Origin of the sequence: Galbibacter marinus (assembly GCF_000300875.1) — a bacterium.
Classification (GTDB): Bacteria; Bacteroidota; Bacteroidia; order Flavobacteriales; family Flavobacteriaceae; genus Galbibacter; species Galbibacter marinus.
Map to the genome: position 1 here is coordinate 82,591 of NZ_AMSG01000001.1, position 19,461 is coordinate 102,051.

The 19,461-nt window shown below is 37.5% G+C and carries 18 protein-coding genes; 9 read left to right on the forward strand and 9 right to left on the reverse strand.

Annotated features, from left to right (window positions below):
* Positions 1-30 precede the first annotated feature (30 nt).
* A complete protein-coding gene (locus I215_RS00375) occupies positions 31-1,455 on the forward strand; it encodes a Gfo/Idh/MocA family protein (protein WP_008989952.1) in 1,425 nt (474 codons plus the stop codon).
* A gap of 626 nt (positions 1,456-2,081) precedes the next feature.
* Here I215_RS00375 and I215_RS00380 read toward each other — a convergent pair.
* The 5 genes from I215_RS00380 to purN all read right to left on the reverse strand — a co-directional run bounded on the left by I215_RS00380 (position 2,082) and on the right by purN (position 6,799).
* Positions 2,082-3,980, reverse strand: a complete 1,899-nt coding sequence (locus I215_RS00380; RefSeq protein ID WP_008989953.1) for an amidophosphoribosyltransferase — start codon at positions 3,978-3,980, stop codon at positions 2,082-2,084.
* 49 nt (positions 3,981-4,029) lie between these two features.
* Positions 4,030-4,956 carry a PfkB family carbohydrate kinase gene (locus tag I215_RS00385; RefSeq protein ID WP_008989954.1) on the reverse strand — a complete coding sequence of 309 codons (927 nt, stop codon included), beginning with the start codon at positions 4,954-4,956 and terminating at the stop codon, positions 4,030-4,032.
* Between the two features lie 24 nt (positions 4,957-4,980).
* Positions 4,981-5,559, reverse strand: coding sequence for an START domain-containing protein (locus I215_RS00390; protein WP_237738906.1), 579 nt, complete (start codon positions 5,557-5,559; stop codon positions 4,981-4,983).
* Between the two features lie 219 nt (positions 5,560-5,778).
* Positions 5,779-6,243, reverse strand: a complete 465-nt coding sequence (gene rnhA / locus I215_RS00395) for a ribonuclease HI (protein ID WP_008989956.1) — start codon at positions 6,241-6,243, stop codon at positions 5,779-5,781.
* The gene (purN, locus tag I215_RS00400; protein WP_008989957.1) at positions 6,230-6,799 is read right to left on the reverse strand and encodes a phosphoribosylglycinamide formyltransferase; all 570 of its coding nucleotides are present in this window, start codon (positions 6,797-6,799) and stop codon (positions 6,230-6,232) included. Before purN ends, rnhA begins: the two co-directional genes overlap by 14 nt.
* Positions 6,800-6,978: 179 nt before the next feature.
* On the opposite strand from purN, the gene I215_RS00405 reads away from it, so the two are divergent.
* The 6 genes from I215_RS00405 (at position 6,979) to I215_RS00430 (ending at position 12,619) form a co-directional block, all read left to right on the forward strand.
* Positions 6,979-7,212: an acyl carrier protein gene (locus I215_RS00405; RefSeq protein ID WP_008989958.1), complete on the forward strand. Its 234-nt coding sequence runs from the start codon at positions 6,979-6,981 to the stop codon at positions 7,210-7,212.
* A 102-nt stretch (positions 7,213-7,314) separates the two neighbouring features.
* Positions 7,315-8,565, forward strand: coding sequence for a beta-ketoacyl-ACP synthase II (gene fabF, locus I215_RS00410; RefSeq protein WP_008989959.1), 1,251 nt, complete (start codon positions 7,315-7,317; stop codon positions 8,563-8,565).
* A gap of 15 nt (positions 8,566-8,580) precedes the next feature.
* A complete protein-coding gene (rnc, locus tag I215_RS00415; RefSeq protein WP_008989960.1) occupies positions 8,581-9,324 on the forward strand; it encodes a ribonuclease III in 744 nt (247 codons plus the stop codon).
* 100 nt (positions 9,325-9,424) lie between these two features.
* Positions 9,425-9,904, forward strand: coding sequence for an IPExxxVDY family protein (locus I215_RS00420; protein ID WP_008989961.1), 480 nt, complete (start codon positions 9,425-9,427; stop codon positions 9,902-9,904).
* Positions 9,897-11,324: a pyruvate kinase gene (pyk, locus tag I215_RS00425; RefSeq protein ID WP_008989962.1), complete on the forward strand. Its 1,428-nt coding sequence runs from the start codon at positions 9,897-9,899 to the stop codon at positions 11,322-11,324. Before I215_RS00420 ends, pyk begins: the two co-directional genes overlap by 8 nt.
* A 134-nt stretch (positions 11,325-11,458) precedes the next feature.
* Entirely contained in the window at positions 11,459-12,619 is a 1,161-nt protein-coding gene (locus I215_RS00430) for a beta-ketoacyl synthase N-terminal-like domain-containing protein (protein WP_008989963.1), read from the forward strand.
* 58 nt (positions 12,620-12,677) lie between these two features.
* On the opposite strand, the gene tyrS is transcribed toward I215_RS00430, so the two are convergent.
* Positions 12,678-13,991 carry a tyrosine--tRNA ligase gene (tyrS, locus tag I215_RS00435; RefSeq protein ID WP_008989964.1) on the reverse strand — a complete coding sequence of 438 codons (1,314 nt, stop codon included), beginning with the start codon at positions 13,989-13,991 and terminating at the stop codon, positions 12,678-12,680.
* Positions 13,992-14,125: 134 nt separating this feature from the next.
* Between tyrS and I215_RS00440 the strand changes: the two genes are divergently transcribed.
* Entirely contained in the window at positions 14,126-15,133 is a 1,008-nt protein-coding gene (locus I215_RS00440; protein WP_008989965.1) for an NAD-dependent epimerase/dehydratase family protein, read from the forward strand.
* 2 nt (positions 15,134-15,135) lie between these two features.
* Here the strand turns inward: I215_RS00440 and I215_RS00445 are convergent, their stop codons facing one another.
* The 3 genes from I215_RS00445 to I215_RS00455 are packed head-to-tail and all read right to left on the reverse strand — an operon-like array spanning position 15,136 to position 17,613.
* Positions 15,136-15,540 carry a DUF4296 domain-containing protein gene (locus I215_RS00445; RefSeq protein WP_008989966.1) on the reverse strand — a complete coding sequence of 135 codons (405 nt, stop codon included), beginning with the start codon at positions 15,538-15,540 and terminating at the stop codon, positions 15,136-15,138.
* A complete protein-coding gene (locus I215_RS00450; RefSeq protein WP_008989967.1) occupies positions 15,540-16,874 on the reverse strand; it encodes a dihydroorotase in 1,335 nt (444 codons plus the stop codon). The genes I215_RS00445 and I215_RS00450 overlap by 1 nt, the downstream gene beginning before the upstream one ends.
* Before the next feature lie 4 nt (positions 16,875-16,878).
* Positions 16,879-17,613, reverse strand: coding sequence for a polyprenol monophosphomannose synthase (locus I215_RS00455; RefSeq protein WP_040459679.1), 735 nt, complete (start codon positions 17,611-17,613; stop codon positions 16,879-16,881).
* Positions 17,614-17,778: 165 nt separating this feature from the next.
* Between I215_RS00455 and I215_RS00460 the strand changes: the two genes are divergently transcribed.
* On the forward strand, positions 17,779-19,461 hold the full coding sequence (locus I215_RS00460) for an ArnT family glycosyltransferase (RefSeq protein ID WP_008989969.1): 1,683 nt from the start codon (positions 17,779-17,781) through the stop codon (positions 19,459-19,461).

Here is a 19,461-nt window from a genome sequence, read left to right on the forward strand (position 1 = left end):
CTAAAACGATTTAAAACTTAATAATTTAAAATGAAACGTAGAAACTTTATTAAAAATGCAGCAGCAGCCAGTAGTGCCTTGTATATTGTTCCTTCACACGTTCTAGGAGGAAATCACATTCCACCTAGTGACACGCTATACGTGGCAGCTTTTGGAGTTGGCGGGAGAGGCTCTGGAGTAATCAATAATTTAGATCAAACAAAACAGGTTAAGTTCGTGTCCCTATGTGATGTGGACCAAGCAAGAGCAGCCGCGACTTTTAAAAAATTTCCAAAAGCAACACAATACAAGGATTTTAGAAAGGTGTACGATAAAGAGTTAAAGAATATTGATGCGATCATGGTAGCCACTCCGGATCATACGCACGCCACAATAGCCTTGCCTTTTATGAGGGAAAACAAACATGCCTATGTTGAAAAACCACTAACGCATAATATAGCAGAGGCACGACTTATGGCTCAAGTAGCCAAACAACAAGGTATCGTTACCCAAATGGGAAACCAAGGGAGCTCTTCTGATGGAGCTAGAACAACCCAAGAATGGTTGGAAGCGGGAGTCCTTGGAAAGGTACACCGCGTGGATTGTTGGACGAATCGACCAGTCTGGCCACAAGGTACTAGACCAGTACCGCAAGGGGAACCAATTCCAGAAACATTGGATTGGGATTTATGGTTGGGTCCAGCTGCGTATAGACCGTATAATTCTGCTTACCTTCCCTTTAAATGGCGCGGATGGTGGGACTTTGGAACTGGTGCCCTCGGAGATATGGGTTGCCATATAATGGAAACACCTTTTAGAACATTAGGTCTTGGACACCCTACGGAGGCTGAAGCTAGTTGTACAACCGTTTGGTCAGGAGATTTCGTAGAAGCAGACTATAGTGAATCTTGTCCACCTTCTTCCATTGTTAGACTCAAGTTCGATCATAAAACTCATGGAAAAATAGCTTTAAACTGGTATGATGGAGGAATTATGCCTGATATTCCAGATCATCTTGAAGAAGGAGAAACCATCGGAGATCCAGGCGGAGGTTCCATATTCTATGGATCAAAAGGAGTAATGGTTACAGATGCGTATTCGGAAAATCCCAGAATTTTAAATTATTATAAAGACAAAGTAGGACCACTACCAAAAGAGCGCTTAAAAAGAATAAAAGGGGCTGTGAGTGGTCATTATCAAAATTGGGTAGATGGATGTTTAAAAGGTGTAGAAACATCGTCTCCTTTCGATTATGCAGGACCATTAACAGAAGCTGTCCTTATGGGTAATCTAGCCATTAAAGCATTTCAATACAAGGTACTAAAACCAGGAAAGAAATCTGGTGATTGGGATCCTTACAACTATCCAGGAAGAAAGAAAATTCTTTGGGATGGCCAAAATATGAAGGTCACAAATTACCCAGATGCCAATAAATGGGTACATGGAACGTATAGAGATGGATGGAAGCTTAAATAGTGTAAAAGGAAAGAACCAAGTAAAAAACTTCTCAAATTTTAGGTAAATAAAAAGGGTGGAATAAATCCACCCTTTTTGCCCCAAATCTTACCATGAACTTAACCTACTTATGCTATGGTATCGTAAAAGTACTATATTTTCATGTATTATCAAAACAAAATTAGATATGATGCGCTTTTTATCAGTTTAAAAGCGGCATAAGATTAAATACCCAAAAAACCTCTTGTGAGAAAATAAGAATTACCGGAAAATAAAAAAGGTGGAATAAATCCACCTTTTTTGCCCCAAATCTTACCATGAACTTAACCTACTTATGCTATGGTAGTCCAAATATACGCCCATCAATAGATGTGACCATATAAATAAGATATAATGCACGGATTTTAGATTAATGGTTAAAATAGTGATGACAAAAAAATAAATAATCGCTGTGAGCGGAAATTGAGAAGGAATTACTGGAAAATAAAAAAGGTGGAATAGATCCACCTTTTTTGCCCCAAATCTTACCATGAACTTAACCTACTTATGCTATGGTATCTCAAAGATAAGATTAAGGAATTATCTAAGCGTTAATAATCAGTTAAATTACAGAAATTAACGTTGAAATGTATCTTGGCTTTGCAACCTTAGTATGCTCTACCTTGTACACCCTCGTAGAAATTCATAAAGGCACGATTCACAACTCTATTTCCTCCATTGGTTGGGTAATTTCCAGTAAAATACCAGTCTCCAAGATTCTTAGGACAAGCAATATGCAGATTGTCAACAGTTTGATAAATAATTTTAACTGTTGCCTTCATCCCCTCAGGACATAATAGCTCTGATATTTTCTCGGAGATTTCTTCGTCAGTAAAAGGCTCATAAAACCGCTGCACTGAATTTTGAATTTCTTCTGCTGGCAAACCTACCTGATTTTTACAGTCTTGATAGATTTGTTCCACTATGGATTCGGTACCTCGATCTTTGTGAAGGCTAAGGGCCGCTCTAAAAGCAATAAGATCCTCTAATCGTGCCATATCAATTCCATAACAATCTGGGTACCGAATTTGGGGTGCAGATGAAACCACAATGATCGCTTTTGGATTTAGACGGTCAAGAATTCGTAGGATACTTTTCTTAAGTGTGGTTCCCCTAACGATACTATCATCTATGATTACAAGGTTATCAGTAGGTTTTACTGATCCATAGGTAACATCATAGACATGTGTTACCAAATCATCACGACTACTATCCTCTGTAATGAAGGTACGAAGCTTAACATCTTTAATAGCTACCTTTTCTACTCTTGGTCTACTAGAGAGAATTTCATGAAGGCGCTCACTTGTCAGCGAACTTCCTTCTTTTAAGATAACTTCTTCTTTTCTTTTATTTAAGTAATCCTGCGCTTGTTTAAACATTCCGAAAAAGGAAGTTTCCGCAGTATTTGGAATATAGGAGAAAACAGTGTTCTCCATATCGCCATCGATAGCTTTTAATATTTTTGGAAATAGTAAACGGCCCAATTTTTTACGCTCCTGGTAGATTTCCGAATCACTACCTCTGGAGAAATAAATTCTTTCAAAAGAACAAGCCTTCCGCTCAAGAGGATCTAAAATTCTTTTCTTGCGAACAATCCCATTCTTCTTTATAATTAAAGCCTTTCCTGGATCAAGTTCTTTGACTTGATCGAACTCAACATTGAAAACCGTTTGAATCACTGGTCTCTCTGATGCTACCACCACTACTTCTTCATCTTGATAATAATAAGTAGGACGTATTCCTGCTGGATCTCTTAGCACAAAAGCATCGCCATGTCCTAATAAACCAGCCATGGCATAACCGCCATCAAAGTTTTTAGCTGCCTTACGAAGTATCTTAGCAACATTCAAACGATCGGCAATTATTGGTGAGGCTTCCATTTTATTGTAACCTTCCTTTTTAACATCTTTATAGAGTTTGGCCACCGCATCATCCAAGAAATGTCCAATCTTCTCCATGACAGTAACTGTGTCAGTCATCTCTTTAGGATGCTGTCCAATGCGTATCAAGTTTGAAAACAATTCATTCACATTGGTCATGTTAAAATTCCCAGCAACAATTAAGTTGCGGTGCATCCAATTGTTTTGTCTTAAAAACGGGTGGACGCTTTCAATACTATTTTTTCCAAATGTTCCATAACGAACATGTCCCATCATAAGTTCTCCAACATATGGCATATGTCGTTTTTGAAGCTCAGTGTCATTCTGATACTCAGGATGCTCGGAAAGTTCCTGGTTTATACGTTGATTGATTTGGGTAAAAATATCCTGTATGGGCTGTGCTTGATTGGACCGTATGCGGCTCATATAACGTTCACCAGGCTGCATATCAAATTTAATACTTGCAAATCCTGCACCATCCTGCCCCCTATTGTGCTGCTTTTCCATCATCAAGTACATTTTATTTATTCCGTAAAATGCACTTCCGTATTTTTCCTTGTAATAGTCCAAGGGTTTTAGCAGTCTAACTAAGGCAATTCCGCATTCGTGTTTTATAGCGTCACTCATAAATTATGTAAATAAAAAGCCCCGATACTATCAGGGCACATTTGTTTTATTATGAAAGTTCTATGTCGAACTGTGTTAACTTTTTAAATTGTTCCAATCTTCTATAGATGGTCATTGTATCCAGATTCTGCAGTCTTTCAGTTCCGAATTTTTCCACGTTGAAGGAGGCTAGGTTCGATCCTTGAACGACAGCCTTTTTCATGTTTTCAAAACTGTAATCCTGGGTTTTGGTTAAATACCCTGTGAATCCACCTGCGAAGGTATCACCTGCTCCAGTTGGATCAAAAACTTCTTTAAGAGGAAGAGCAGGGGCAAAGAATATTTCTTCACCTTGAAATAACAAAGCACCATGTTCTCCTTTTTTAATCACGATATACTTTGGACCCATAGCGTGGATTTTAGCTGCTGCTTTTACTAGTGAATACTCTCCAGATAATTGCCTGGCTTCTTCATCGTTTATGGTAATCACATCAACTTTTGCTATGACCTCTAACAACTCATCTAAGGCGTTATCCATCCAAAAGTTCATGGTGTCTAAAACCGTTAATTTTGGTTTTTTCTCCATTTGTGAAATTACGCTTAATTGGACGGATGGATTTAGATTTCCTAACATTAATACTTCAGCATCCTTATACTGATCGGGTACTATAGGATTAAAATCGGCTAAAACATTTAGTTGGGTTTCAAGGGTATCTCTAGAATTTAGATCATTATGGTATCTTCCTCTCCAAAAAAAGGTCTTTCCTCCTTGTACAATATTAATTGCACTTATATCTACATCATTATCACTTAACAAGTCCAAGTACTCCTGTGGGAAATCATCACCGACTACTGAAACAATGGCGCTTTCAACATTGAACTTGGATGCGGCGAGCGCTATGAAGGGTGCTGCGCCACCAAGAATTTTATCTGTTTTACCGAAAGGAGTTTCAATAGCGTCAAAGGCTACACTTCCTACAATTAACAATCTTCCCATTCAAAATTTTTTGCAAATATACATTTAGTTTTCCAGTATTTCTTTCAGATTTTCAAAAGAATGGTAGGGAAAACTCACCATAATACTGTTAACAATCCATGCTGGAAGTGCACCATTGGGATCACCGTACATTTGTTGAATGATCAACACTGATTCTTCATTTAATTCTTGAACTCTCCAATATCCTTTAAATAAATTCATACGGATCACGTTCTTTTGCTGCTGATACACCAAACTATCTTCTACATCAATGTCGATCTGATAAGTCTTGTTGTTTAATTTCTTCAACTTAACTCTTGAAATATTATCACGATCATTCAACGGCCAAGGGAAATCATTTCTCATCCAAATAACAAACTCGTTATCAGAGATTTTTTCTAGTTGCTTGCTCTGAGGTGTTTTATAGGTCCATCGATTTAGGCTATCTCCGTTTGTGAGCACCGTTAGTGCCTTTTCCATGGTTGTTTCTGCTATTAACACCGCTTTGTATTCGTTGAATTTAGTTGAATCCAATTCACGGATATATACCTGAATATCTCCATCATCTTTCTTTAACTCCCACTGTTGTGCATTCACGGCAATTAGAGGTAAATTAAGTAACAATAGCAACCATTTTCTCATAAAAAGCATACCATAAGCATCATGGATTCAGGATTAAACAGCTTATACTTAAATCTGAGAAACACCTTTTTTTATAAAAATAAATAACTATCCATTTTTGCGTATTACTAGGTTGCAGATTTACGAAAGTCTGGTCAATTAAACAAATAATCCATTGGATTTGAGATTCATGCGCACTTAAAAAGTGTTCATTTTACTCTTCTAAAGCTCAAAGCCAGCGTCGACAGGCAAGTCTTTAACCTTGGAGGATGCAACGGCTAGAAAATCACAACGTTCATTTTGAGGATGACTGTTATGTCCTTTAACCCACTGAAGCACAACGCTATGTTTCCTGTATTGCTCTAAAAAAAGTTTCCACAAATCGGGATTCTTTTTACCCCTAAATCCAATTTTCTCCCAATTAAACACCCAACCTTTTTGAACAGCATCAACTACATACTTGGAGTCTGAAAAAATTTTGACGTTCAAATTTTCCTTTTTTAATTTTCGAAGGCCTTCTATAGCAGCTAAAAGCTCCATGCGGTTATTGGTTGTTTTACGAAATCCTTGAGAAAATTCCTTTTTATAAGGCTTCCCTACCCATTCCATAACAATTCCATACCCGCCAGGTCCAGGATTTCCTCTTGAAGAACCATCAGTATATATATAGACATCAAATTTTTCCATTCAGTAGCTTTTCAATGATTTGGGGAAAGTGCTCATATTCTAATGCGTGTACTTTTTGTGCAATATGATCAGGAGTGTCTGTATCAAGAACTTCAGTTTTTGCTTGAAAAATCATATTTCCTTTATCGTAGTTCTCATTGACAAAATGAATACTTATCCCCGATTCGGTTTCCCTATTTTCTTTAACTGCCTTATGCACGTTCATTCCAAACATACCTTTTCCTCCGTACTTAGGCAACAATGCTGGGTGGATATTTATAATTTTACTGTCAAATGCTTCTACCAAATCGGTAGGAACCTTCCATAAAAATCCCGCTAAAACAATTAAATCAGGATTCAATGCCTTAAAAAGTTCGACAATTTGTCCCCCTAAAAAAGCAGTTTTATTAAAATAATAAGCCGAAATTCCCAATTTTGAAGCCCGCTCTAACACTTTTGCATCTTTTTTATTTGAAAAAATTGCAGTGACTTGAACGTTTTTGTTTCCCTGAAAATATTTCACAATATTTTCAGCGTTCGAACCCGAACCAGAAGCCATTATAATAATGCTTTTCATAGGTTGTAAAGATTTAATTTCTAGGCAAAAAAAAGAATAATTTTTAACAAAGTGAAGCCAAAAATTAAATAGTTGTGGGAAAAATTATTAACTTTAAGTGCACATTTTAGCTCCAAAACGTTTTTTTAAAGCAAAGTTTTATATTTTTGCCATCAATTAAATTTTAAAATAAAAAAATTATGTCAGACATTGCATCAAGAGTAAAAGCGATTATCGTAGACAAATTAGGTGTAGATGAAAACGAGGTAGTGCCAGAAGCAAGCTTCACTAATGATCTAGGCGCAGACTCATTAGACACTGTGGAATTGATAATGGAATTCGAAAAAGAATTTGATATCCAAATTCCAGATGATCAAGCTGAAAACATTGCTACTGTTGGTCAAGCAGTTAAGTACATTGAAGAAGCAAAATAAACGTTTTTATAGAAAGATAGACCAAAAATTTATTCATGCCCTAAAGGCGTGAATAAATTTTTTTGGTAGTTTATTACTTGTCAGAATAAAAAGATATTCATGATGAAATTAAAGCGAGTTGTAGTCACAGGACTGGGAGCATTAACACCAATAGGTAATACCATAGATGAATACTGGAACGGCCTAGTAAATGGTGTGAGCGGAGCTGATCTGATCACCCATTTTGATCCCTCTAAATTTAAAACGCAATTCGCTTGTGAAGTGAAAAATTTCGATGCTACGGACTTTATCGATCGAAAAGAATCACGTCGTATGGACCCATTTGCTCAGTATGCGATGGTAACATCCGATGAGGCTCTTAAAGATTCTGGTTTAGACATTGAAAAGGTTGATAAATTAAGAGTAGGAGTAATCTGGGGAGCCGGTATCGGGGGATTAAAAACCTTTCAAGAGGAGGTTACTAATTTTGCCCTTGGCGATGGAAGTCCTAGGTTTAATCCTTTTTTTATTCCAAAAATGATCGCGGACATAGCGCCAGGTCTTATTTCCATAAAACATGGTTTTATGGGACCAAACTATACCACAGTTTCTGCTTGTGCTTCTTCAGCAAATGCCATAATCGATGCTTTAAACAACATTCGATTAGGAAATGCTGATGTTATAATCACAGGTGGATCGGAGGCAGCCGTCACCGAAGCTGGTATGGGAGGTTTCAATGCCATGCACGCCATGAGTACTAGAAATGATGACCCAAAATCAGCATCTAGGCCATTTGATGCCAACAGAGATGGTTTTGTCTTGGGAGAAGGTTCAGGTGCTTTGGTCATAGAGGAATATGAACACGCAGTTGCCCGTGGAGCAAAAATATATGCTGAAGTAATTGGAGGCGGATTGTCTTCAGATGCTTATCATATGACAGCGCCACACCCTGAAGGACTAGGAGTTGTTGCAGTAATGCAAAATTGTCTGCGTAATGCTGGACTCAAACCTGAAGATGTGGATGCCATAAACACGCACGGAACCTCAACACCGCTAGGAGATGTTGCAGAGTTAAAAGCTATAGGTAAAGTATTTGGTGATTACGCCAAGAATATTAATATCAACTCTACCAAATCCATGACTGGTCACCTTTTGGGTGCGGCAGGAGCTGTAGAAGCTATAGCTTCTATCCTCGCTATGGAGCATGGAATCGTTCCACCTACCATCAACCATTCTACCGTTGATGAGAATATTGATCCAGCACTTAACTTAACCTTAAACAAGGCGCAAAAGAGAGAAGTTAATGTGGCTATGAGTAATACATTCGGGTTTGGAGGTCACAATGCCTGTGTGGTGTTTAAAAAGCTAGATTAGATTTAAACTAAGTGAATGAAGTTCATTCGTAAAATATTAAATTCCCGCTCTAAAGAAGACGGGGATTTTTTTTTAGAAATCTGGCAAATACTGGGCTTTAAGCCTAAAAACCTGAACCTTTATCGAAAAGCGTTCACGCATCGTTCTGTAAATTTAAAGGACCCAAAAGGTTTACCACTGAATTACGAACGATTAGAGTTTTTAGGAGATACAGTCCTGGGTTCTATTATCTCTCATTATCTATACCAACAAGTGCCAACAGGAGATGAAGGCTACCTCACTAAGATGAGATCAAAAATCGTCAGTAGAGAACACTTAAATGAACTCGGGAGAGATTTAGATCTAATCAAATTCGTCAATAGTAGAATCCCAAACGAGCATTTTGGTGACAATATACACGGTAATGTTTTCGAGGCCTTAGTGGGCGCTATATTTCTGGATAAAGGGTACTATTGCTGCGAGAAATTCATTCACCAAAGACTCATTAAACCTTATGTAGATATCGAAAATCTCGAAGGTAAAATCATCAGCTATAAGAGCCTAATTATTGAATGGTGTCAGAAAGAAAAAAAAGAGTTTTTATTTGAGACCTACGAAGATGACGGAAATGACGATCTAAAACATTTTGCAGTAAAATTATTTATAAATAAAAAATTAATCGCCAAAGCACGAGCAACTTCTAAGAAAAAAGCAGAAGAATCGGCCTCCAAAAGAGCCTATTATGCATTGCAAGATAAAATTGACGAGCTCACTTTGTGAATACTATATCGTTTTCGTATTAAAATCAATAGAATCAGTGTTCTAAAAGTTGTGAAGTCATAGTTATAATCATATATTTACATTCCTGTGCACATATGATATGGCAGTCTATAAACTATTAGATGAAGATTTTGAACATGCATATACCTTAATCGCTATACACGCATCTTTAGAGGATTACAGGTTAGCATATTTTTTAAATTCAGTTTTAAATTTAAGACTAAAGCGAATGGATAGCCAAGATGTGGCATCCTATAATGCGAACGTAACTGCTTTTGAATGGTTTGATGAAATACATCAAGTTTTCTGGGGATTGTTGAAAAACAAAACAACCGAAAAAACACAACCTTCAAATTCAGGACTGTTCGAGGATAATGAAACCACACGTACCGAATATGTAGTACCGGAATTTAGTCGAGCTGATTATTTATTAAAAATTGATGACCAGCAAGGTGCATATAGTGCAACAGAAGAAGTAGTACGTGAATTAAAAAAAATACCAGGTATAATAACAACCTATACCATTGAAGTACAGGAATTAAAATCAAAAAATAATTTAATTTTTCTTACGAATGCCTAACAGGAAAAAGACAAAGATTGTTGCAACGCTCGGCCCCGCAACAAGCACCAAAGAAGTCATAAAACAGATGATGGAAGCGGGTGTGAATGTATTTAGAATAAATTTTTCACACGCCGATTATGATGATGTAAAGGAGCGAATCCAAATAATCCGTTCGCTTAATAAAGAATTCAATTACAACACTGCAATTCTCGCTGACTTACAAGGCCCTAAACTTCGTGTAGGGGTTATGAAGGAAGATGTCATCGTTAGTAAAGGAGATGAGATCACCTTTGTTACTGGAGAACCTTTTGAGGGAGATCTTGAAAGAGTCTATATGAACTACAAGGAATTCCCTCGGGATGTAAATCCAGGAGAACGCATTTTACTTGATGATGGAAAGCTCATTTTTGAGGTTCTTTCGACAAACAAAAAAACAGAAGTTAAAGCAAAAGTCCTTCAAGGGGGGCCTTTGAAATCTAAAAAAGGGGTCAACCTGCCAAACACAAACATCTCTTTACCTGCTTTAACTAAAAAGGATATTGCGGATGCTATTTTTGCCATAGAGCAGGAGGTAGATTGGATGGCATTATCATTTGTTCGCCACAGCGAAGATTTGATGGACCTACAAAAACTAATCACTGAGCATTCGAAGTACAAAATTCCAATCGTTGCGAAGATTGAGAAACCAGAGGCGGTGGAAAATATCGATAAAATAGTTGCACATTGTGACGGCCTTATGGTAGCTCGTGGTGATTTGGGAGTTGAAATTCCAGCGCAAGAAGTTCCGCTTGTTCAAAAACAATTAGTACTTAGAGCTAAGAAAGCAAGAATACCTGTTATTATTGCTACACAGATGATGGAGACGATGATATCTAGCTTGACTCCGACAAGAGCCGAGGTAAACGACGTTGCAAACTCAGTTATGGATGGAGCTGATGCGGTAATGTTATCTGGAGAAACCTCAGTAGGGGCTTATCCAGTTCAGGTGATCGAAAAGATGACCAGCATTATCAATAGTGTAGAGCATTCTCACTTAATTAAAGTTCCACAAGAACCGCCACATATTAAAACTAAAAGATACATTACCAAATCGGTTTGTTTCCACGCTGCTAGTATGGCCAATGAAATCAATGCAAAGGTTATTACCACCCTTACCAATAGTGGTTATACGGCATTTCAGATTTCAGCATGGAGACCGAAAGCTCACATATTAGTATTTACTTCGAACGAGAGAATAATGACACAGCTCAGCCTGTTATGGGGTGTAAAAACTTTTCATTACGATCGTTTTGTAAGTACAGATCAAACCATTGAAGATGTCACTGAAATGGCTTGTGAAAAAGGATTCTTAGACAAAGGAGATATGATGATTAGCCTTGCCGCCATGCCAATCCAACAAAAAGGAATGGTCAACACACTAAGGGTCACTGAAATCTAACCGAAATCCTTTAGAAATGAATAAAAACAAAAGACCTCTACAGCAATGATGAGGTTTTTTGTTTTACACAACTTTTTTAAACGACCTCTAAAGTTCAAAATTCTACTTTTGCCATTTGTAAAACAAACGTTTCTATGAATACAAAAATAGCCATTAGCGCCCTATCCTCTATCTCTTCTCTGGGTAGTGACACAGATACAATCTGGAAGAATTACAACTCCGACTCGCATTTTCTATCCCCTGGAATCTATGGCAACTATCAAGCGATGGCTGGCGCATTAAGCGCTGAAGAACTTGACAAAATACAAGCTCTTAGAGTGGAAGATCCAAAATATAAGCCCTTGGACAATTCAGTTCTTTATGCCATGTTGGTTGCCAGGGATGCTTTAAAATCAAGCGGATGGCAAAAAGGGGATGTATTTGGAGTAAACATCGGTTCATCCAGAGGTGCTACTTCCTTATTTGAAAAATTTTATGATGATTTTCTTAAAGATGGAAACTCCTCTACTCTTGCCTCCCCGACGACAACTCTTGGTAATATATCTTCTTGGATTGCCCATGATTTGCAAACAAAAGGACCAGATATTTCTCATTCAATTACTTGTTCTACTGCCTTACATGCAGTGGTAAACGGTGTTGCTTGGATAAGCAGCGGCATGTGTGATAAATTTATGGTGGGCGGAAGTGAAGCTGCACTGACTCCTTTTACTATTGCGCAGATAAAAGCCTTAAAGATCTATGCTGAGGCCAATGATAACTATCCGTGTAAAGCCTTAGATTTGACAAAAAAAAGAAACACCATGGTTCTGGGAGAGGGCGCTGCAGTGGTTTGTCTGGAAGAAAATCCAAAGGTTACTCCTCTAGCTTATATCAAGGGCATTGGATACGCTACAGAGATCTTAAAACATAACATCTCTATTTCGAAGGAGGCGGATTGCTTTCAAGACTCAATGAATATGGCCTTAAAAGATACTGATAAATCAGAAGTAGACGTCATAGTCATGCATGCTCCTGGAACTATTAAAGGTGATCTTACTGAACTTAAAGCTATCAATAAAGTTTTTAAAGACAAGGTTCCAGCTTTAACGACAAATAAATGGAAAATCGGGCATACTTTTGGAGCCTCAGGAGTACTGAGTTTAGAATTAGCGATTCTAATGCTAAAACATCAGAAATTCATTAAGGTACCCTATATAGAATATGATAAAACACCCAAGAATATAAAAAACGTAATGATTAATGCTGTGGGGTTTGGTGGAAATGCTGTCAGTATTCTTGTTGGCCTAGAAGATTAAAAACCAAAGGCTATCAAATTGATAGCCCTGGCTTATATTTTATTATTCTATGTGGGTTTTAAATTGCTTTGATCATAAAATAATTCTTTTTCCCACGTTGTAATAACACAAACTTATCGTTGATCAGGTCCTTTTGGGTAACGACATAGCTCTCAGTAACTTTATCCTTGTTCACCGCGATAGAGTTTTCTTTAAGTGCTCTTCTAGCTTCTCCATTGGATTTAAGAAAGTTTGAAGCAGAAGACAAAGCCGCAATAATATCCAAACCATCTACAATGTCTGAACGTTTTATTTCAGCTTGAGACACTCCTTCAAATACATCTAAAAAAGTAGCCTCGTTTAATTGCTTTAAATCCTCAGCACCGCCTGAAAATAAGATATTAGAAGCCTTTACAGCATTTTCATACTCTTGTTGACTATGTACAAATACGGTCACCTGTTCTGCTAATTTCTTTTGTAGAAGTCGCATATGTGGAGCTTCTTTGTGTTGAGCAATTAATTGATCTATTTCATTCTTACCTAAAAAGGTAAAGATCTTGATGTATTTTTCTGCGTCTTGATCAGTTGTATTTAACCAGAATTGGTAAAACTTATAAGGAGATGTTTTATCGGCATCAAGCCAAACATTACCTCCTTCTGATTTTCCGAATTTACTACCATCGGCTTTGGTAATTAAAGGACAGGTCATCGCATATGCTTTGGCCGGTTCTCCATCACTTTGAGTTACATTCATTCTACGAACTAACTCTGTTCCTGTGGTGATATTACCCCATTGGTCACTACCTCCCATTTGTAACAGACAACCGTATTGCATGTTTAGATGGTAGAAGTCATATCCTTGAATTAATTGATAAGTAAATTCTGTAAAAGACATACCAACACCAGAATCAGCACTAAAACGCTTTTTAACAGAATCCTTTGCCATCATATAGTTGACAGTAATCCTTTTCCCTACATCTCTAGCAAAATCAATAAAGCTAAAGTCTTTCATCCAGTCGTAGTTATTCACTAAAATTGGCGCGTTTTCTTCTTTAGAATCAAAATCAAGAAATCTTGACAAAACTGAACGAATTCCAGCCACATTTTTAGCTAGGGTTTCTTCATCCAATAGATTGCGTTCGTCTGATTTTCCTGATGGGTCACCAATCATCCCCGTGGCACCACCAACTAGTGCTATCGGTCTATGGCCAGCTTTTTGTAAATGGACTAACAAAATAATCGGAACCAAGCTTCCTATGTGTAAGGAATCTGAAGTGGGATCAAACCCTATATAGGCAGTGGTCATTTCTTTATTTAGTTGCTCTTCGGTACCAGGCATGATATCGTGAACCATACCTCGCCATTTTAATTCTTCTACAAGATTTACTGTCATTTTAAACTACTTTTGCAGCGGCAAAGATAGTACATGTTACAAAGCGACAAAAGCTTTGTTATGTTGATTTGTTAGGGGATTATAATTTTTGCATCTTCGATCCCAATTTCAATAGATAGTTGTATTTTAGTTCTATGATACTAATTAGCGGAGGTACTGGTTTAATCGGTGGGCATTTACTTCTCTTACTTTCAAAAGCAAGTGAGCCTATACGGGCAATCTATCGATCTCAGTCCAGAGTAGAGAATGTCAAAAGCTTGTTTAAAGATCAAGGCAATCCTAATTTTGATAATATTCAGTGGGTAAAGGCTGACCTTTTGGATGTACCTTCTTTAGAAACAGCATTTGAAGGGGTTACCAAAGTGTATCACTGCGCAGGCCTTATTTCCTTTGATCCCGATGCGTATAGGGAGCTTCGAAAGGTCAATATTGACGGAACTGCCAACCTGGTCAACCTTTGCATTGCAAATAAAATCCAAAAACTTGCCTATATAAGTTCAATCGCTGTTTTTGGGGATCACGCAACTCATAAACAAATAGACGAGACTTCCTACTGGAATCCCGAAGCTGAAAACAATGTTTATGCCATTGCCAAATACGGTGCTGAAATGGAGATTTGGCGAGCTACCCAAGAAGAAATCCCTGTGGTAATTGTCAATCCTGGAATCGTTTTAGGAGAAGGTTTTGAGGACTCACCCAGTAGTGCTATTTTCAATCGCATCGCAAAAGGATTATCATATTACCCACCAGGAAGTAGTGGATTTGTGGATGTCAAAGATGTTAGTCGAGCCATCCATTTACTTATGGAATCTCCCATTTTTAACGAGCGCTACATATTAGTAGGAGCCCTTTTAAAATACAAGACTGTCCTGAATCTTATCGCTGAGAATTTAAATCGTACCCGCCCTTCGAGAGAACTTAACCGATGGCAACTACAATTGCTGTGGCGATTGGATGCTGTGGCTACATTTCTCTTTCGAAAAAAGCGGATACTAAGTAGACATTCAGCGCAGTCCCTATGGAATTCTTCTCAATATTCGAGCGATAAAATAATCAAGGAGTTGGACTTTGAGTTCACAGATATTTCCACAACAGTTAGGCGTATCTGCAACACTATAAAACTAGATAAGTCAAAGGCCTAAAACTATTTATTAGCAGGTTTTTTGGCCGGTTTATTTTTATTCATCTTAAGTTGCTCAAGTTTATTCCTACGAGCCTCAACAGTATCTTTAAGACGCTGCAAGCGCTCCTCTACCCTAGTAAACATTTCAAGTTGTAGGTTTGCATTAGATGTATAATAAATACTGCTTTTAGATAATTGGGTGCTATCAATTCCATACTTTTCAAACAAAAATTCACTTGGTTCTAGATCAATGTTTTCTAATTTGTCCGCACCCGTGGATTTTAAGCTATTAAGGATAGAAATATCGTAATAGATATCAATCATAACATCTTTTTCAATCAGATTCTCTGGCTTCTCTACCACATCTGTACCACAGCTAATAAAACACAGTACAATCAATGCTATTATGTATCTTTTTTTATCCATTACCTTTCAAAAGTAAGTCTTTTTGCATTTCTAACCGTAGAAAAGTTCCCATTTTCATAAGCCAGATGACCATTTACAAAACAATGCGTAACTGTTGAACTAAACTTAACACCTTCAAAAGGTGACCAACCACATTTGTATGCAATATTGTCTTTACTAACATTCCAGCTTGAATTGGGATCTATTAAAACCAAGTCTGCATAATATCCTTCACGTATGAATCCACGTTTTTCAATATTAAATAGAATCGCTGGGTTGTGACACATCTTTTCAATGAGACGAGTCAAAGAAATTTTGCCTTCTTTTTGCTTTTCCATAAGGGCCACTAAGCTATGTTGAACAAGTGGTCCTCCTGATGGGGCTGAGGTATACACATTGTTTTTCTCCTCAAGAGTATGTGGCGCATGATCGGTAGCCAAAACATCTATCCTATCGTCATTTAAGGCACCCCATAAGGCATCCCTGTCTTGGGCTGTTTTTACCGCAGGATTCCACTTTATTAAACTACCCATTTCATTATAATCCTCACTACTAAACCACAAATGGTGAGTACACACCTCAGCAGTTATACGCTTATCTTTCAGTGGGATATCATTTCTAAAAAGTTCCGTTTCTCGTGCCGTTGACACGTGAAAAACATGTAATCGGGCATTGGTTTTTTTAGCCAAAGCAATGGCATTGGAAGAAGAAACATAACAAGCCTCCGCACTTCGAATTAGAGGATGTGAACTCATTGGGATATCATCACCATAGCGTTCCTTATACAGCTCCATATTGGTTCTGATAATATGCTCATCTTCACAATGGGCTGAAATGACCATCTCGGTGCTACTAAAGATACTTTCTAATACCTGTTGATTATCCACAAGCATATTTCCAGTAGAGGATCCCAGAAATAATTTTACACCTGCACAGGCATTTTTATCCAAGCGCTTTAACTCTTCCAGATTATCGTTTGTACCTCCAAAATTAAAGGAGTAATTGGAAAAAGACGATGCATTTGCTGTTGCCATTTTATCTTCTAAAGCAGCGATAGTTACGGTTTGTGGAATTGTATTGGGTTGTTCTATATAGCTAGTAATACCTCCTGCTAGGCCAGCTCTACTCTCAGTTGCAATGGTCCCTTTATGAGTAAGCCCTGGTTCTCTGAAATGAACCTGATCATCAATAACACCAGGAATTAAATACTTTCCTTGTGCATCAATAACCTCGGCCGTTGGATCGGATAATGATTTGCCGATTAATTTAATATATTCACCTTCCACTAATACGTCAGACTCAAGGATCTCCCCTTGATTGACAATGGTGGCGTTTTTTATTAGTATCTTTTTCATTTTTTTAAAAATCTTTCTTATTCCACAAACTACGCCATTTGAGTTTCAGCACTCCAAAGATGGCTTCATTGATAATTTTACCATTCATTTTGGATTTTCCTCGTGTTCGATCCTGGAAAATAATAGGCACCTCCAATAATTTAAAATGCTTTAAATGTGCTTTAAATTTCATTTCAATCTGAAATGCATAACCCACAAACTTAATGGCATCTAGGTTTAATGACTCAATGACTCTTCTTCTATAACAAACAAATCCTGCGGTTGGATCTTCAATTCGCATTCCGGTAATTAATTTCACATACACTGAAGCTCCATAGGATAGTAATACTCTACGCAATGGCCAATTCACCACATTGACCCCCTTAATATAGCGAGATCCAATAGTGAGATCCGCATTTTGGTTGACAGCGGCATTGTACAAACGAATCAAATCTCTGGGGTTATGCGAAAAATCAGCATCCATTTCAAATATATATTCATAAGAACGCTCTAACACCCATTTAAACCCATGTATATATGCGATCCCTAATCCAGACTTCTCTTGACGTACCTCTAAATGTAAACGATTTGGAAATTGCGCTTGTAAATCACGTACCTTATTTGCTGTCCCATCAGGTGAATTATCATCTACAATGAGAATATCAAAAGGTTTTTTAAGTTCAAAAACTGCAGAAATAATTAGCGCTACATTCTCTATTTCATTGTAGGTAGGGATTATAACTATACTATCTGATTGCATGCCATCTTTCATAATTGCACAAAAATAGCATTAAATAAAAAGTATTTACCCTAAGTTTTAGTTTTTTAGGTTGATTTTAAGGATTTTTGCAATTAAAAATTTCCGTAATTTTAGATTTTACGACCACACAGTGGCCAAGGGGTATGAAAATAACGACAATAACTTATGGTAACTAGAGAACGTTCACACAAGATCCTGTTCAGCTTTCTAATATTTGTACTTTTTTTAAATTTAGCTCAAAGTCTATTAACAGATATCATATTTGACGAGGCTTACTACTGGTATTATGCACAAAATCTAAGTTGGGGATATTTCGATCACCCTCCCTTAGTTGCATTTCTGGTCAATATCGGACTCTCCCTTTTCGATGGCGAATTAGGCGTTAGGTTTATGGCACCATTTTTATATTGTGCCAACGTATTGTTGTTATGGCTTTTGATTGATAGTGAGAAAAAACATCGCTTTGTCTGGTTATTTATTGCCTTTGTGAGCAGTGTTGGTCTATTAACCGCCTATGGATTCATGATGGTTCCTGACACCACCCTGATTACCTGTGCACTTGTTTTTCTATGGGGCTACAAACGCTTTTTAATAAAAGAGGATGTTATAAGTATTATTGCTACTGGAGCGGGGATGGCCCTTGTGATGTATGCAAAATATCACGGGATCTTAATTATAGGATTTGCAATACTTTCCAATTTAGCTCTTCTGAAAAATGGTAAATTTTGGTTCGCGATATTGCTTGCGCTTTTACTATTCACCCCACACCTCTATTGGCTATACGAAATGGATTTTGTATCCCTTAAATACCATTTATACGGCAGGGTGAATAGTTCTTGGAAACCTAGATACACGCTGGAATACCCATTACATTGCCTGGCTGTAGCAGGTTTGTGTGCACCACTCATGTATTGGGCGCTCTACGCTTTGTCTTCCAAAGATAAATTTGATAAAGCCCTGAAGTTCATTTGCTACGGTATCATTATCTTTTTCTTTATTTCTAGTTTCAACAGAGGAACACAAGCTCAATGGGTAGTGTTAGCGGTCATTCCACTTATTATATTCGCCCTAAGATATGCCTACATACATGCAAAGTATAGAAAGTGGTTAATGGGCATAAGCTTGTTTTCCGCTGTAGTGATCCTATTTTTAAGATTCGCCCTTATTTTTCCTTCAATCTCTCCTATTGAGTATGAGGCTTTTGGTAACAAAGAGTGGGTTGCCCAGTTAAAAAGTGAAGTCGGGGACAGACCAGTAGTATTTCACAACTCCTATAGGGATGCTTCCATGTACGCCTTCTATTCCGGGAGCACTGTATTTTCTTCCAATGACATCATTGCTAGACAAAACCAATTCGATATTGATAGTTCTGAATTCAAAGTCCGAAATAAAGAGGTGGCCTATATCAGTGGAACTATGGAATATAAACTGGATTCGGTAATTAAGCTTATCAGACCTTTTGGGAATCATTATATGCGAGGACACATCATAGATACCTTTACTAGTTATCGCAAAATGGAACTGGATATAGATAAAGACCAATTTCAAACAGAAATTCCTAGGAACTTTACCGCTGAATTATCAAACCCCTATAGCGATAGCATTAATGTTAGCAAGCTAAAATTTGAAGGAGTCAGTATGAATTCACATAAGGCCATTATAAAAATTTATCCATTGACCATGGATCTTGCAAAAGATACTTATATAGGATCAAATCAAAGGATTAAATTAAACTTTAAAATACCAGACACAGTAGAACTCCCAGAGAGTTCCAAATTCCGAGCGGGCATCTTAGAGTATGGAGTACATCCTGGATTCCAGGGGGAAATTATTGAAATAGAGGATTAA